This is a genomic window from Pseudomonas sp. MWU16-30317 (genome assembly GCF_020515695.1).
Taxonomy (GTDB): domain Bacteria; phylum Pseudomonadota; class Gammaproteobacteria; order Pseudomonadales; family Pseudomonadaceae; genus Aquipseudomonas.
On the sequence record NZ_JAIWJA010000002.1, the window covers coordinates 799,816 to 815,713 of the forward strand.

Consider the following 15,898-nt stretch of genomic DNA (forward strand, 5'->3'; position numbering starts at 1 on the left):
GGGGACTTAGAGTGAACAAGTCGGAACTGATTGATGCTATCGCTGCATCCGCTGATATCCCGAAAGCTGCTGCCGGCCGTGCGCTGGATGCAGTCATCGAATCCGTCACTGGCGCCCTGAAAGGTGGCGACTCGGTGGTTCTGGTCGGCTTCGGTACTTTCTCTGTAACTGATCGCCCAGCCCGTACCGGCCGCAATCCACAGACCGGTAAGACACTGGAAATCCCTGCGGCCAAAAAGCCAGGCTTCAAAGCCGGTAAAGCACTCAAAGAAGCCGTCAACTAAGCTTCTTCATCGCCTTGCCTGGCTAGGGCGGGAGTAATCCCGTCCTGGCAGCGGAGCGGTAGGCCGGTGGATCGCGAGATCCAGCCGGACACCGAGGTTCGCAGGTTGAACCCATCCGCTTCGCCAGTTACGAGAAGGCGCATCCTCGGATGCGCCTTTCTTCTATCCGGATTCTACCCACGCTCCGCGGTTGGTAATTGTGCACGACCGTTTCTGGGGGACGCATGCTGCAAAACATCAGGGACAATTCACAAGGCTGGATTGCCAAAACTATCATTGGTGTCATCGTCTGCCTGATGGCATTGACGGGCTTCGATGCCATCTTCCGCGCCACCAGTCATAGCGACGATGCCGCGAAGGTCAACGGCGACGAGATCAGCACCGCCGACCTGAACCAGGCGATAGAAATGCAACGGCGCCAGCTGCTGCAACAACTGGGCAAGGATTTCGATCCGGCGATGCTGGACGACAAGATGCTGCGCGAATCGGCTCTCAAGGGCTTGATCGATCGCAAGCTGCTGTTGCAGGGTGCCTCTGATTCCAAGTTTGCCTTCTCCGAAGCGGCTATTGACCAGGTCATGCTGCAAACGCCGGAATTTCAGGTCGATGGCAAATTCAGCCCTGATCGCTTCGATCAGGTGATCAAGCAAATGGGCTTCGGGCGTCTGCAATTCCGTCAGATGCTGGCCGACGAGATGCTCATTGGTCAATTGCGCGCCGGTCTGGCGGGCAGCAGCTTCGTGACCGATGATCAGGTGCTGGCGTTCGCCCGTCTGGAAAAACAGACCCGCGATTTCGCTTCCCTGACCTTCAAGGCAGATCCGGCGACCGCCAAGGTCACCGATGACGAAATCAAGGCGCAGTACGATCAGCACACCAAGCAGTTCATGAGCCCCGATCAAGTGGTGCTGGACTACGTGGAGCTGAAGAAGTCGGCGTTCTTCGATCAGGTCAAGGTCGACAACGACGCGTTGCAGGCGTTGTACCAGAAAGAAACCGCCAACCTTGCCGAACAGCGCCGAGCCGCGCACATCCTTATCGAAGTCAACGCCAAGACGACCGATGCCCAGGCCAAAGCCAAGATCGAAGAGATTCAGGCGCGCCTGGCCAAGGGCGAAGATTTCGCTGCGCTGGCCAAGGAGTTCTCGCAGGATCCAGGTTCGGCGAAAAACGGCGGCGATCTGGGCTACGCCGGTGAAGGTGTCTACGATCCTGCATTCGAGACGTCGCTGTATGCGCTCAAGCAGGGCGAGGTCTCGGCCCCGGTCAAGACTCAGTTCGGCTGGCACTTGATCAAGTTGCTGGGCGTGCAGGCTCCTGATGTACCGACATTCGCCAGCCTCAAGGACAAACTCACCAACGAGCTGAAATCCCAGCAGGTCGAACAGCTGTACGTCGATGCCAGCAAGAAGCTCCAGGACTCGGCCTATGAGGCTTCCGACCTGGCGCAGCCTGCTTCGGACCTCGGCTTGAAGGTGCAGACTTCGCAGCCGGTAGGGCGTGAGGGCGGCACGGAAGGCATTACTGCCAGCCGTCAGGTGATGCAGGCGGCGTTCAGCCAGGAAGTCCTGGATGAAGGCGCTAACAGCGCCGCGATCGAGCTCGATCCGGAAACCACCGTAGTAGTGCGCGTCAAGGAACACCGCAAGCCTGAGCAACTGCCATTGACCGCAGTGGCCGATGGTATTCGTTCCGAGCTGGCCAAGCAGCACGCCACCGAGGCACTCAAAGCCAAGAGCGAAGCGCTGATTGCCGGCCTGCGCGACGGCAAGATCGCATCGACTGCGGCTCAGGAGGGTCAGTCCTGGAAAGTGATCGAAGCGGCTAGCCGCAGTCAGGACGGTATCGACCCGGTAGAGCTGCAAGCCGTGTTCCGCATGGTCAAGCCCACTGACAAGGACAAGCCTGTGTACAGCAGCGTGACCTTGTCGGACGGCAGTGTCGTGGTATTGCGCCTCAACGGCGTCAATCAGGGCGCGGCGCCTTCGGATGAAGAGAAAGCCTCTTATCGTCGCTTCCTCGCTTCCCGTGCCGGCCAGGAGGACTTTGCCGCCTACCGCAAGCAGCTGGAAGCCAAAGCTGACGTGAAGCGCTACTAAGCGCAGTCAGCGGCAAACAAAAAAACCGCCGGGTGTGAACCCGGCGGTTTTTTTTCGTCTCTGTAACGAGGAGGCTTGCCTGCGAAAATCTTGCTGACGACCTCATTCTACCCGCGACGCCGCCATTCGGCGGGAAGCCACCGCGCTACACAACCGTGTGGCCACATAGAAACGCCGCCTCCAGCAGTTGCTGGGTATAGGCATGCTGCGGGTTGCTGAATACCGCTTCGGCATCCCCTTGCTCCACCACCTTGCCGTGCTTGACCACCATCAGCTGATGGCTCAAAGCTTTGATCACCGCCAGGTCGTGGCTGATGAACAGGTACGTGAGGTTGTGGCGCTGTTGCAGGCTGCGCAGCAGCTCAACCACCTGACGTTGCACGGTACGGTCGAGCGCCGAGGTCGGTTCGTCCAGCAGAATCAGTTCAGGCTTGAGCACCAGTGCCCGGGCAATGGCGATCCGTTGGCGCTGGCCGCCGGAAAACTCATGGGGATAGCGATGCCGGGTGTCGGGATCGAGCCCCACCTCCCGCAGCACGTCAATGATGGCCTCCTGCTGCTCTGCAGGCGTTCCCACGCCATGAATGCGCAAGCCCTCACCGACGATCTGCCCCACGCTCATGCGCGGGCTCAGGCTGCCGTAGGGGTCCTGGAACACCACCTGAATCTGGCGGCGCAGCGGACGCACCTGCTCACGGGCAAGACTGTCGATCGCCTGGCCCTTGAAGCGAATGCTGCCTCGGCTGGCAATCAGCCGCAAGATCGCCAGGCCCAACGTCGATTTGCCCGAGCCGCTCTCACCGACGATACCCAGGGTCTGCCCCTGGTGCAGGGTGAAATCGATACCATCCACGGCTTTGAGGTGCTCGGTGGTGCCACCGAAAAAGCCTTTCTTGACCGGGAACCACACCCGTAGATCCTGCACCTGCAACATCGGCGCGCCGACCTGATTGTGTGCTGGCTCGCCACGGGGTTCGGCGCCTAGCAACTCGCAGGTGTAGGGATGCTGGGGGGCGCAGAACAGGGTTTCGCAGTCAGCTTGCTCGACGATGCGCCCGCGTTGCATCACGCAGACCCGCTGCGCCACGCGCCTGACCAGATTGAGGTCATGGCTGATCAACAGCAGCGCCATACCCAGGCGCGCCTGCAACGATTTGAGCAGCTCGAGGATCTTCAACTGCACGGTAACGTCGAGCGCCGTGGTCGGCTCGTCGGCAATCAGCAGTTCGGGCTCGTTGGCCAAGGCCATGGCGATCATCACCCGTTGCCGCTGGCCACCGGATAGCTGGTGAGGCAGGGCCTTCAGGCGTTTATGCGGTTCGGCGATACCCACCAGTTCGAGCAGCTCCAGAGTGCGAGCCAATGCCGCCTTGCCGACGATACCCTTGTGCAGGGCCAACACTTCGCCAATCTGCTTTTCGAGGGTGTGCAGTGGGTTGAGCGAAGTCATCGGCTCCTGAAAGATCATGGCGATGCGGTTGCCGCGGATGTGCTGCAGCTTCTTTTCGTCCAGCGTCAGCAGGTCGTGCCCTTCGTAGTGGATGCTGCCCGTGGGGTGGCGTGCTTGGGGATAGGGCAGCAGGCGCAGGATGGAATGCGCGGTGACCGACTTGCCTGAGCCGCTCTCGCCCACCAGCGCCAGGGTTTCGCCGCGACGGATATCGAAGCTGATGCCTTCGACGGCACGTTGGCAGGCGTCGCCGTTGACGAACTCCACCGCCAAGTCGCGTATTTCCAGCAGATTGTCCTGGCTCATGTCATTTCCTGGGGTCGAAGGCGTCACGGGCAGCCTCGCCGATGAATACCAGCAGGCTGAGCATCACCGCCAGCACGGTGAAGGCACTGATGCCCAGCCAGGGCGCTTGCAGATTGTCCTTGGCCTGGGCCACCAACTCGCCCAGCGACGGTGCCCCGGCCGGCAAGCCGAAGCCGAGAAAGTCCAGTGCAGTGAGGGTGCCGATGGCGCCGGTGAGGATGAACGGCATGAACGTCATGGTCGAGACCATGGCGTTCGGGAGGATGTGCCGAAACATGATGCCGCCGTCCTGCATGCCCAGGGCGCGAGCCGCACGCACGTATTCCAGGTTGCGCCCGCGCAGAAACTCGGCGCGCACCACGTCTACCAGGCTCATCCATGAAAACAGCAGCATGATGCCCAGCAGCCACCAGAAATTGGGCTGCACGAAACTGCCGAGGATGATCAGCAGATAGAGCACCGGCAAACCCGACCAGATTTCCAGAAAGCGCTGCCCGGCCAGGTCGACCCAGCCACCATAGAAGCCCTGCAAGGCCCCGGCGATGACACCAATGATCGAGCTCGCCACCGTCAGCGTCAGGGCGAACAGCACCGAGATCCGGAAGCCGTAGATGACCCGTGCCAGGACATCGCGGCCTTGGTCGTCGGTCCCAAGCCAATTGTCCGCCGAGGGTGGCGCCGGCGCCGGCACACGCAGGTCATAGTTGATGCTCTGGTAGCTGAACGGCACTGGCGCCCATAACTGCCAGCTGTCTTTGGCCTTGAACAACGACTGTATGTACGGGCTCTTGTAGTTGGGTTCCAGGGGGAATTCGCCACCGAAGGCGGTCTCGGGGTAACGCTTCAAGGCCGGGAAATACCATGCGCCGTCGTAGCGTACCGCCAGCGGCTTGTCGTTGGCGATCAGCTCGGCGCCCAGGCTCAGGCCGAACAGCACCAGGAAGATCCACAGTGACCACCAGCCGCGCTTGTGCGCCTTGAAGCGTTCGAAACGGCGCCGGTTAAGAGGGGATAGCGTCATCTCAATGCTTCCTGCTGTCGAAGTCGATGCGAGGGTCGACCAGCGAGTAGGTGAGGTCGCCGATCAGCTTCACCAGCAGTCCGATCAGAGTAAAGATGAACAGGCTGCCGAACACCACGGGATAATCGCGGTTCATCGCCGATTCAAAGCTCATCAGGCCCAGGCCATCGAGCGAGAAGATCACTTCGACCAGCAACGAGCCGGTGAAGAAGATGCTGATGAACGCCGATGGGAAGCCCGCAATCACCAACAGCATCGCGTTGCGGAACACGTGGCCGTAGAGCACGCGACGGTTGCTCAGGCCCTTGGCCTTGGCGGTGATCACGTATTGCTTGCCGATCTCGTCGAGGAAGCTGTTCTTGGTCAGCAACGTCATGGTCGCGAAGTTGCCGATCACCAGCGCGGTGATCGGTAAGGCCAGGTGCCAGAAATAATCGCCGATCTTGCCGGCCCAGCTCAACTGCGCGAAGTTGTCCGAGGTCAGCCCGCGCAGCGGGAACCAGTCCCAGTAACTGCCACCGGCGAACACCACGATCAGCAGGATGGCGAACAGAAAAGCCGGGATGGCGTAGCCGACGATGATCGCCGAGCTGCTCCACACGTCGAACGCGCTGCCATGTCGGGTGGCCTTGGCGATGCCCAGCGGGATCGACACCAGGTACATGATCAAGGTGCTCCACAGCCCCAGCGAGATCGACACCGGGAGCTTCTCGGCGATCAGGTCGATGACCTTGGCATCACGGAAGAAGCTGTTGCCGAAGTCAAAGTGCGCGTAGTTCTTGATCATGATCCACAAGCGTTCCGGCGCCGATTTGTCGAATCCGTACATGTGCTCGATTTCTTTCACCAGTTCCGGGTCCAGGCCTTGCGCGCCGCGGTAGCTCGACGCGCTACCGCTGGCCGCCTCGCTGGCGCCGCCGCCAATGCGACTGGTGGCACCCTTGAAACCCTCGATCCGGGCGATGGCTTGTTCCACAGGGCCGCCAGGCGCGGCCTGGATGATCACGAAATTGATGATGATGATGCCGAGCAGGGTAGGGATGATCAGCAGCAGGCGCCGCAGGATATAAGCCGCCATCGGTCAATGCTCCGTCTTGTCGGCGGGAATGGGCGCGGCGACCGGTTCGGCCACGGCGTCAGGCTTGACCCACCACGTGTACAGGCCGGGGTCATACTTGGGTGGCACCGCTGGATGGCCGAGGCGCGACGAGTAAGCGGTGCGCCAGGTGCCGATGTACCAGTTGGGGATGACGATGAAGTTCCATAGCAGCACCCGATCCAGGGCCTGGGCGTGATGGATCAGGCTCTGGCGCGAATCGGCACCGATCAGACCGTCGACCAGGGTATCGATAGCCGGGTCCTTGAGACCCATGTAGTTGAAGCTGCCAGGGTTGTCGGCCGCCGCGCTGGTCCAGTAGCCGCGTTGTTCATTGCCGGGAGACGAGGACTGCGACAGGGTGGCGATGATCATGTCGAAGTCCCGCGAGCGTCGGCGGTTGACGTATTGCGAGGTATCGACCCGACGCAGCACCAGTTCGATACCGAGATCGGCGAGGTTGCGCTTGAACGGCAGGAGGATGCGCTCGAACTCTGGCTGCGCCACCAGGAACTCGATGGAAACCGGTTTGCCATTAGCATCGACCATGCGGTCGTCGACCACTTTCCAGCCGGCCTGCAGAAACAGTTTGTACGCCTGGCGTTGTTGCTCGCGGATGATGCCGCTGCCATCGGTCTTGGGGTTCTTGAATTCGCTGGTGAACACCCGATCGGGAATCTTGCCGCGCAGGGGCTCGAGAATCTTCAGCTCGTCTGCGCCAGGCAGGCCGTGGGCAGCCATGTCCGAGTTCTCGAAGAAGCTGCCGACCCGCAAGTACGCGCCGTTGAACAGTTGCTTGTTGGTCCACTCGAAATCGAACAACAGGCTCAGGCCTTCGCGTACGCGCACGTCCTGGAACAGCGGGCGGCGTTCGTTGAAGACGAAGCCCTGCATGCCGGTCGGGTTGCCGTTGGGGATTTCTTCGCGAATCAGGCGTCCGTCCTTTACCGCCGCGACGTTGTAGGCGGTGGCCCAGTTTTTCGCGCTGGTTTCCAGCCAGTAGTCGAACTGCCCGGCCTTGAGCGCTTCAAGGGCAACGCCGTTGTCCCGATAAGAATCACTGGTGATGGCGTCGAAGTTGTAGAAGCCACGGTTGACCGGGAGGTCCTTGGCCCAGTAATCCTTGACCCGTTCCATGCGGATGGAGCGGCCGGGCCGCACCGAGGCGACCTCGTACGGCCCGCTGCCCAGAGGGATTTCGAGGTTGCCCTTGGTGAAGTCGCGGGTCGCCCACCAATGCTTGGGCAGCACCGGTAACTGGCCGAGGATCAGCGGCAATTCGCGGTTGTCACCGCTCTTGAAGGAGAACAGCACGTGCAGCGGGTCTTCGGCCACGACCTTGTCGACGTCGGCGTAGTAGCTGCGAAAAAACGGCGAGCCGTCCTTGATCAGCGTCTGGAAGGTGAACACCACGTCTTCGGCACGCAGCGGATGACCGTCGTTGAAGCGCGCTTCGGGGCGTAGGGTAAAGCGTACCCAGGTGTTGTCCGGGGCTCTCTCGATGCCGCTTGCCACCAGGCCGTACTCGGTCATCGGCTCGTCGAGGCTTTGGGTCAACAGCGTGTCGTAGATCAGATTGACCTGGCTGGCCGGCACGCCCTTGCTGATGAACGGGTTGAGGCTGTCGAAGCCACCCGCGTCGGACAGGCGCAACGTCCCGCCCTTGGGGGCCTTGGGATTGACGTAGTCGAAGGACTGGAAATTGGCAGGGTACTTGGGCGGTTCGCCATACAGAGTAATGGCGTGTTGCGGTGTCGCGCTGGCAAGGCAGGCAAGCCCTGCCAACAACAGGCCGCTGGTCTGCGTGAGCAGGGCGCGCAGAGGGATCATGAAGCGGTCTCCGAAAGCTGCGTGGCCTCGGCGTACACGGCTCGCTGGCCGCGTGGTGCAGTGGCACGGACGAATTCAACGCGTGCCGGAAGATAACCGCCGACATGCCCGGCAAAATGGAGTGGACAGGGGGCACATCTAGACAGAAATTCGATCCCGGCGGCATGGGAATTATTGCCGTTACAGTAACAGCTTGTATCCGCAGGAAAAAGGGGCCGTGCGCCGAGGCGGCTGGCCCCGAAAATATGGGACCGTGCTCTGCCCGGGAACGCATCGCCGCGGCCCCAAAGCCTGATTACCGATCGCGATACACGATCAGCGTCTGGCCAGGCTTGAGCGCCTTGCCGGTACGGGGGTTCCAGCTTTTGAGGTGTTGCATCTCGACATTGAAGCGCTTGGCAACGATGTACAGAGAGTCGCCTTTCTGCACCTTGTAGCGGGTAGTGCGGGCGTCGTTCTTGGCCAGCGTAACGCTGGAGCGCTTGTCGTTCCGGGCGGCGACCACAGTCGTGCGCTTGCTATCGCGCCGGGTGTCCTGCATCACCAGCGTTTGCCCGACCTTCAGGCGTTGCCCGGAGAGCTTGTTCCACAGTTGCAGATCGCGGGTGCTGACCCTGTTGGCCTTGGCGATCATCGCCAGGTTGTCGCCCTTGCGCACGCGATAGGACTTGCGCTGGCTCGGGGTAACTTCGGCAACAGCCTGCTCGGTGACCGCGCGGGTAGGGCGCAGGCTGAGCAGCTCTTCTGGCTTCATGCTGGACAGGCTGGCGGTCAGCAGTTGCGCCTTGGCCGTCGGGATCAGCAAGCGCTGAGGGCCGTCGACCGTAGTGACGCGCTGCTTGAACGCCGGGTTGAGCTGGTACATCTCGTCTTCGTCGATATTGGCCAGCGCCGCGACCCGCGACAGGTCCACGCGCTGGTTGACTTCGACGACCTGAAAGTACGGTTTGTTCTCGATGGGCGTCAGATTGACGCCGTAAGCCTCGGGAGATGCCACGACTTCGGACAGGGCCAGCAGCTTGGGTACGTAGTCGCGTGTCTCTTGCGGCAGCGACAGGTTCCAGTAATCGGTCGGCAGCCCCAGGCGCACGTTGCGCTCGATGGCCCGAGTGACCGTGCCTTCGCCGGCATTGTACGCCGCCAGGGCGAGCAGCCAGTCGCCATTGAACATGTCGTGCAGGCGGCTCAGGTAGTCCAGTGCCGCGGTGGTCGAGGCGGTGACATCGCGACGACCATCGTAGAGGTTGGTCTGGCGCAGATTGAAGTAGCGCCCCGTGGACGGAATGAACTGCCACAGGCCCGTGGCATTGGCCCGGGAGTAGGCCATGGGGTTGTAGGCGCTCTCGATCACTGGCAGCAGCGCCAGTTCAAGGGGCATGTCGCGTTCTTCGAGGCGCTCGACGATGTAATGCATGTACAGGCTGCCACGATCGGCGGCGGTTTCCAGAAAGGCGGGGTTGCTGACGAACCACAGGCGCTGTTGCTCGACGCGTGGGTTTACGTCGATGCCGTCCTGCATCTGGAACCCTTCACGCATGCGCTCCCACACGTCCTGCGGGGCCTGGTGACGCTGGCTGGCACTGAGGAAGATGGGTTTCTGCTTGATGCGCGCGGTAATGGTGTGCGGTTGCGCCGCAGTTTGGGCATCGGGAAGCTGCGCCGAGGTCTGGCAACCGGCGAGCGTGGCGGATATGGCAATCGCGATCGCCTGTGCCAATCGCGTCAATGCGTCGCAATTTATGGTTCTGTTTATAGATGACGACATTGGTTGGAGGTGAGTTCCGCACGAAAATGTCGGGCGATTCTAAAAACTGACCGGTGGCGGGTCAACCTTTCAGAATTTTTCGACACAACCAGCCGCTGTTTAGAACTTATCTTTCCAAGCCCTCAGAGTAGTGAACACGCCGACTCCAGAGGCGCTGGCACCCGGATCCCGTTCGTCCACTTTTTGTTTAACGGATGTTTCATTAACCCGCAAAAACGGGTTCGTGCGCTTTTCCAGCGCGATGTTGGAGGGCACGGTGGGGATATTTTTCGCGCGCAACGCCTGAGCGTCCTGCATTCGCTGGGCGATATCCTGGTTATCGGGCTCTACCGCCTGGGCGAAGCGCAGATTGCTCAGGGTGTATTCGTGCGCACAGTAGACAAGGGTGGCATCGGGCAGCGCTTCGAAGCGCGACAACGACTGATGCATCTGCGCCGGAGTTCCTTCGAACAGGCGTCCGCAACCGGCAGCGAACAGCGTGTCTCCGCTAAACAGCAGGCCGAGGCTAGCCTGGTAATAGGCGATGTGCCCAAGCGTGTGGCCCGGCACCGCGAACACCGCCATTTCGAGGCCCATGACCTCGATTCGAGCATTGTCATCCAGGGCGATATCACGTGCGGGAATGTTTTCGGTTGCCGGCCCGTAGACCTGCGCGCCAGTGACCTGCTTCAATTTGGCAACGCCACCGACATGGTCATTGTGATGGTGGGTGACCAAAATGTCGGTCAGCTGCCAACCGGGGTGAGCCTCGAGCCAGGCCAGGACGGGTGCGGCATCGCCTGGATCGACCACGGCACAGTGGCGTTTTGCAGTGTCTTGTAACAACCAGAGGTAGTTATCGGTAAACGCGGGGAGGGCATCGATCTGTATCATGGTCGGATTCGCTAAACTTGTAGACGATGGTTGCATCTTACATGTCTGAGTGAATGGGTGCGCCGCCGGTACGTCACCGGCCCACTGGCCAACCTTATGCAGGAGATCGCAATGACCGAAAAAGTCGTGGCCCAGGCCGATCCGCAATGGCTTGCGCTGATCGATCAAGCCCGAGACTGGTTCAGTGGTCCGCTGGGACAACTGCTGCTGCGCGAAGAGCAGCACTTGCTCGAGGACGAACTCGGGCGCTTCTTCGGCGGTTATCTGGTGCATTACGGGCCAGGTGCCGAGCCGCCGCCCGTCGCCGCGCAGGTTCAGCGCAATGTGCGCCTGGGCGCGCCGCTACCGGGTGTCGAGATCATCTGTGAAGAGCAGGCCTGGCCGTTGAGCGAGCATGCTGCCGATGTCGTGGTGCTGCAGCATGGCCTGGATTTCAGCCTGTCGCCCCATGGCCTGTTGCGGGAGGCTGCGCGTAGCGTGCGGCCAGGTGGTCACTTGCTGGTGGTCGGTATCAACCCCTGGAGCCTCTGGGGGGTGCGCCATGCATTCACCAAGGACGCCCTGAACAAGGCGCGCTGCATTTCCGCCTCGCGTGTCGGCGACTGGCTCAACCTGCTGGGCTTCGCGCTGGAGAAACGCCGATACGGGTGTTATTGTCCGCCGCTTCAAGCGCCTGCCTGGCAGGCGCGAATGGCGGGGTGGGAGCGGCTGGCCGGTGCGAAGCAGCTGGCGGGCGGTGGCGTCTATGTATTAGTGGCACGCAAGATGGTGGTCGGTCTGCGGCCGTTGCGCGAAGCTCGACGCGAACCCATGGGCAAGTTGCTGCCGCTGCCGCTGGCCAAGGTCAATCGGCGCAACAGCCAGGATTAGGCGCCTGCACCCCGACGAGCACTTTGATGGAAAACGAATATGAGCGATGAAAGCGTCGAGATCTTCACCGATGGCGCCTGCAAGGGCAATCCCGGCCCCGGCGGCTGGGGTGCCTTGCTGGTGTGCAAGGGCGTCGAAAAGGAATTGTGGGGTGGCGAAACCGCTACTACCAATAATCGCATGGAGCTGACAGCGGCCATTCGCGGCCTGCAGGAGCTCAAGCGTTCGTGTGATGTGTTGCTGGTCACCGACTCTGAATATGTCATGAAGGGCATTCAGGAGTGGATGGTCAACTGGAAGAAACGCGGCTGGAAAACCGCCGCCAAGCAACCGGTGAAGAATGCCGATCTGTGGCAACAACTCGACGAGCAGGTCAATCGTCACAAGGTCAAATGGGAGTGGGTCCGCGGCCACAATGGGCACGCTGGCAACGAGCGCGCCGATGACCTGGCCAATCGCGGGGTCGATGAGGTTCGCGCGCTCAAGCGCAGCTGATCCAGGTCAAGCGCCGCAACAGGTCGCGAGAGCACCCGCAGGACAGGCAATGGTCTGACGGTCTTTCCCAACGGGGGCTGTGTTAGGCTGCCATAATTCACCACGACAGTCGGAAATTTACGAAACATGGTTCAACGGTATGTCGTCCTCGACACTGAAACTACCGGTATGCCCGTCACCGATGGCCACCGCGTCATCGAGATCGGTTGCGTCGAGGTACTCGGTCGGCGCCTCACCGGGCGCAACTTTCACGTCTATCTGCAGCCCGATCGCGAGAGCGACGACGGGGCGATCGGCGTTCACGGTATCACCACCGAATTTCTGATCGACAAGCCGCGGTTTGCCGAGGTAGCGGATGAATTCTACGAGTTCATCAAGGGCGCCGAACTGATCATCCACAACGCCGCATTCGACGTGGGTTTCCTCAACAACGAGTTCAACCTGATCGGCCAGCCTGAGCGTGCCGATCTCAGCCAGTACTGCACGATCCTCGACTCCCTGGCGATGGCACGCGCCCGTCACCCGGGCCAGCGCAACAGCCTGGACGCCCTGTGCAAGCGCTACGGCATCGACCTCAGTGGCCGCGACCTGCACGGCGCGCTGCTCGACTCCGAATTGCTGGCGGACGTCTATCTGGCAATGACCGGTGGCCAGACCAGCCTGTCGCTGGCTGGCAACTCCAGCGATGGCGAGAGCACGGGTGGGGATCAGGGCAGCGAAATTCGCCGCCTTCCAGAGACCCGTGAACGCAGCCGGGTGATCCTCGCCAGTGAGGATGAACTTGCTGCCCACGCCGTACGTCTGGAGATCATCGGCAAGTCCGCGGGTGCACCGCCGCTGTGGGTACAGCTGCTCGACAGCGCTGCTAACAGTTAAGCGCATCATGTCCATTGCAACCGTTGCTGGGGCGGTCTCCATCCGGGTCGCGGATGAAGGGTTTGCTCAGTACGTCGCGGCGGGTGACTTCGGCTTTATCGTCAGTGCCTACGCCGATCCGCAGATCGGCGTTGGTGTCGATCACTGGCAGCGTCGTAGCGTTGAACCCTATCGTAAATGCTATGGCATCGATCCGGACGAGTTCAGCTTCCTGCGCGAAGATTCTGCCCGAGGCGCAATCTTCGTGGCCTGGCTGGGAGAACGGGCCGTCGGGCATGTGGTGGTCAACATCAAATGGAACGGATTCGCCCATATCGAAGAGCTGGTCGTCGATGCGAGCGCTCGCCGTCGCGGGGTGGCCCGGCAATTGATCGATGTCGCCGGGTTCTGGGCACGCAAGCACAATCTACCGGGCATCATGCTCGAAACCCAAAGCAACAATCTCGCCGCCTGCCAATTGTATGAGCGTTACGGTTTCGTAATGGGCGGGGTCGATCACTGGCGTTATCGCGGGATCGATCCGCACACGCAGGAGTCGGCGATCTTCTGGTACCTGCTGTTTCCCTGAGCGCTACAGGGCAAGCATCGCTTCGGCTTTTTCCTCGACGATTTCCAGAAAGGTCTTCTGCGCCGCCGATGGCTTTTGCTCATTGAGCGTGAGGCTGTAGAGGGTCACGGGAATGGCCGGGGAGACTGGGCAACGATCAATGCCGCTGGCTTGCGAGCCCGCCGCGGTAAAGGGATCCACCAGCGCCAGGCCCTCGCCCGCTTCGACCATGCTGCGCATCATCTGGTAGGTTTGCACGCGCGTCTGGATGCGCGGGCTCGGCCGTACGCCTTGCAGACGATTTTCCAGATTCTGGCTAAGCGGGTCCTGCTGTTCGAGACCGATCATGCTTTGCCCGGCGGTCTCCTGCAGGGCGATGTACTTTTGTCGGGGCGCCAGCCAGCCGTGCGGCGCCAGCAGCTGTACCTTGCCTTCAAGCAGCGGGGTGCAAGTGATCTGCGGATGATCAGGGTTGTGCAGGCTGAGGCCCAGATCGCTTTCATGCAGCAACAGCCTGCGGACCATCTCATGACTGGTGTGTGCGGCCAGACTGCAAGTGGTGTCCTGAAAGCGTCGGCGCAGGGCGGCGATTGCTTTGGGCACCAGTTGCTGAGCGAGGGGTTGCGTGCAATCGACGCGCAGTGGTGGTTCCTGATGCAAGCGCAGGCCGTGAGCCTGGCGGCGCAGGCGTTCGAGATTATTCTGAAGCGTAGCGAGTTCGGGTTGCAGCACGCGGGTTTCAGGGGTTGCCTGCAAGCGCCCACGGACTTTGGCGAATAATAGAAAACCCAGCGCCTGCTCGGCTTCCTGCAATGTCGCGGTCACGGTCTCCGGCGGCAGGCACAGAAACTCCGCGGCGGCGCTGAGGTTGCCGGTCTGCATGATCGCGTCTATTACTTCGATATGCCGTAGTCGCATGGGTGGCGTCCATCTCCAGCAGGTGAGTGCCCGAGACGCATCCTAACGCAAACGCAGGCGCAAGTAGCAGGGTGCCATCGAGCGAGCGCGGTACTAAGGCGCACCACGCGAGAATGCCAGACAGTCGCTACTGGATTGCTGCGCGAGCGCAGCGGGGATCGTCAGATGACGGGAGGAACATACTCGTGCTCGCGCGTGATTTTCACGCCGCTTTGGACCAGCTCGAATTCGTCGTTACCCAAATGCTTCAGCCGATCACCAATGGCCAATTTATAGGTGACCCCATCAGTGCTGCTGGTGGCATCCACTTCGGATTCCTTGAACTCATGCACCGAATAGATACGGCCCTCCGCATCCCGTGCATGAAATTGTCCAACGAGCACTGCAGCCATTTGATTCACAACCTCTGTGTCTAGCGTGTATTGATCTGCACGATAGACCACTGTTTTATAGGGGAGTTTAGCGCGGCGGAAAAAATAATCAGGCGCCTGCCGCGTGTCAGCGTTCTGTTATACCACGGGCCAGCCTTTCGGGCCCGGGAATGTCCCTGCAAAGGCTGTAAAGAACCCGAGCCGGCGGGTAAACTCTCGCCACGCGCCGATCGATACCGGTATCGGCGCATCGGAATCTAGAGAGTCAGTCATGGGCGCACAGTGGAAAGCAAAACATAGAGAAGCCGCAGCCAACGCCAAAGGGCGGATTTTCGGCAAGCTGGCCAAGGAAATTTCGATCGCGGCGCGTTCGGGGGCCGATCCGGACACCAACTCGCGCCTGCGCCTGGTCATCGAGCAAGCCAAAAAGGCCTCGATGACCAAGGAGACCCTGGAGCGCGCAATCAAGAAGGGCGCCGGTATCGGCGGTGATGCGGTGCAGTACACCTTGGTCAAATACGAAGGCTTCGCACCGCACCAGGTGCCGCTGATCGTCGAGTGCCTGACCGATAACGTCAAGCGCACCGTGGCCGAGATTCGCGTGCTGTTTCGCAAGGGCCAGCTTGGCGCGGAAGGTTCGGTGTCGTGGGATTTCAACCATGTCGGCATGATTGAAGCCACGCCTGACAGCCCTGAGGCAGACCCGGAAGAGGCAGCTATCGAGGCCGGCGCCCAAGACGTTGAACCGGGCGAAGAGGGCGCGAGTTTGTTCCTGACTGAGACCACGGACGTCGATGCGGTGCAGAAGGCGTTGCCGGAGCAGGGCTTTACCGTGATTTCGGCGAAAATCGGTTATATCGCCAAGAATCCGGTAGCTCTCACCGATGAAACGCAGCTGGCTGAAGTCGAAGCGTTCCTGGACGCCATCGATGGTCACGATGACGTGCAGAACGTCTATGTCGGCCTGGCGGGCTAAGTACGGGCGGTACTCTGTGCTGGCGCTGCCGGCCTCCTCGCGACCAGGCGTTGCTCCCACAGTTGTATGCTGCGCTGTGGTAGCAACGCTCGCTCTCGCGAGAGCCAGGGCTGCTGGCCAA

At 61.1% G+C, this 15,898-nt stretch carries 15 protein-coding genes; 7 read left to right on the plus strand and 8 right to left on the minus strand.

Going from position 1 to position 15,898, the window contains the following annotated elements; translation table 11 throughout:
- Nucleotides 1–11: 11 nt before the first annotated feature.
- Nucleotides 12–284: an HU family DNA-binding protein gene (locus LIX93_RS08505; RefSeq protein WP_065986445.1), complete on the plus strand. Its 273-nt coding sequence runs from the start codon at nt 12–14 to the stop codon at nt 282–284.
- A 224-nt stretch (nt 285–508) separates the two neighbouring features.
- Nucleotides 509–2,383 carry a SurA N-terminal domain-containing protein gene (locus LIX93_RS08510; RefSeq protein ID WP_226503556.1) on the plus strand — a complete coding sequence of 625 codons (1,875 nt, stop codon included), beginning with the start codon at nt 509–511 and terminating at the stop codon, nt 2,381–2,383.
- 145 nt (nt 2,384–2,528) lie between these two features.
- On the opposite strand, the gene LIX93_RS08515 is transcribed toward LIX93_RS08510, so the two are convergent.
- The 6 genes from LIX93_RS08515 to gloB all read right to left on the minus strand — a co-directional run bounded on the left by LIX93_RS08515 (nt 2,529) and on the right by gloB (nt 10,724).
- The gene (locus LIX93_RS08515) at nt 2,529–4,139 is read right to left on the minus strand and encodes an ABC transporter ATP-binding protein (protein ID WP_226503557.1); all 1,611 of its coding nucleotides are present in this window, start codon (nt 4,137–4,139) and stop codon (nt 2,529–2,531) included.
- A gap of 1 nt (nt 4,140) precedes the next feature.
- Nucleotides 4,141–5,160, minus strand: coding sequence for an ABC transporter permease (locus LIX93_RS08520; RefSeq protein WP_226503558.1), 1,020 nt, complete (start codon nt 5,158–5,160; stop codon nt 4,141–4,143).
- A 1-nt stretch (nt 5,161) separates the two neighbouring features.
- Nucleotides 5,162–6,238 carry a microcin C ABC transporter permease YejB gene (locus LIX93_RS08525; RefSeq protein WP_226503559.1) on the minus strand — a complete coding sequence of 359 codons (1,077 nt, stop codon included), beginning with the start codon at nt 6,236–6,238 and terminating at the stop codon, nt 5,162–5,164.
- Nucleotides 6,239–6,241: 3 nt separating this feature from the next.
- The gene (locus LIX93_RS08530; RefSeq protein WP_226503560.1) at nt 6,242–8,086 is read right to left on the minus strand and encodes an extracellular solute-binding protein; all 1,845 of its coding nucleotides are present in this window, start codon (nt 8,084–8,086) and stop codon (nt 6,242–6,244) included.
- A gap of 295 nt (nt 8,087–8,381) precedes the next feature.
- Complete coding sequence (locus tag LIX93_RS08535; protein WP_226503561.1) at nt 8,382–9,851, minus strand: transglycosylase SLT domain-containing protein; 1,470 nt, start codon at nt 9,849–9,851, stop codon at nt 8,382–8,384.
- Nucleotides 9,852–9,950: 99 nt separating this feature from the next.
- On the minus strand, nt 9,951–10,724 hold the full coding sequence (gene gloB / locus LIX93_RS08540) for a hydroxyacylglutathione hydrolase (RefSeq protein WP_226503562.1): 774 nt from the start codon (nt 10,722–10,724) through the stop codon (nt 9,951–9,953).
- A gap of 111 nt (nt 10,725–10,835) precedes the next feature.
- Between gloB and LIX93_RS08545 the strand changes: the two genes are divergently transcribed.
- From LIX93_RS08545 to LIX93_RS08560, 4 genes are all read left to right on the plus strand, one after another.
- Nucleotides 10,836–11,594: a class I SAM-dependent methyltransferase gene (locus LIX93_RS08545; RefSeq protein ID WP_226503563.1), complete on the plus strand. Its 759-nt coding sequence runs from the start codon at nt 10,836–10,838 to the stop codon at nt 11,592–11,594.
- Between the two features lie 39 nt (nt 11,595–11,633).
- Nucleotides 11,634–12,089, plus strand: coding sequence for a ribonuclease HI (rnhA, locus tag LIX93_RS08550; RefSeq protein WP_226503564.1), 456 nt, complete (start codon nt 11,634–11,636; stop codon nt 12,087–12,089).
- A 126-nt stretch (nt 12,090–12,215) separates the two neighbouring features.
- Complete coding sequence (gene dnaQ, locus LIX93_RS08555; RefSeq protein WP_226503565.1) at nt 12,216–12,965, plus strand: DNA polymerase III subunit epsilon; 750 nt, start codon at nt 12,216–12,218, stop codon at nt 12,963–12,965.
- Nucleotides 12,966–12,972: 7 nt separating this feature from the next.
- A complete protein-coding gene (locus LIX93_RS08560; RefSeq protein WP_226503566.1) occupies nt 12,973–13,533 on the plus strand; it encodes a GNAT family N-acetyltransferase in 561 nt (186 codons plus the stop codon).
- A 3-nt stretch (nt 13,534–13,536) separates the two neighbouring features.
- Here LIX93_RS08560 and LIX93_RS08565 read toward each other — a convergent pair whose 3' ends face one another.
- Entirely contained in the window at nt 13,537–14,430 is an 894-nt protein-coding gene (locus LIX93_RS08565) for a LysR substrate-binding domain-containing protein (protein ID WP_226503567.1), read from the minus strand.
- A 161-nt stretch (nt 14,431–14,591) separates the two neighbouring features.
- Nucleotides 14,592–14,822, minus strand: coding sequence for a hypothetical protein (locus LIX93_RS08570; protein ID WP_226503568.1), 231 nt, complete (start codon nt 14,820–14,822; stop codon nt 14,592–14,594).
- Between the two features lie 250 nt (nt 14,823–15,072).
- On the opposite strand from LIX93_RS08570, the gene LIX93_RS08575 reads away from it, so the two are divergent.
- Nucleotides 15,073–15,777: a YebC/PmpR family DNA-binding transcriptional regulator gene (locus tag LIX93_RS08575; protein WP_226503569.1), complete on the plus strand. Its 705-nt coding sequence runs from the start codon at nt 15,073–15,075 to the stop codon at nt 15,775–15,777.
- The last annotated feature ends 121 nt before the right edge of the window (nt 15,778–15,898 follow it).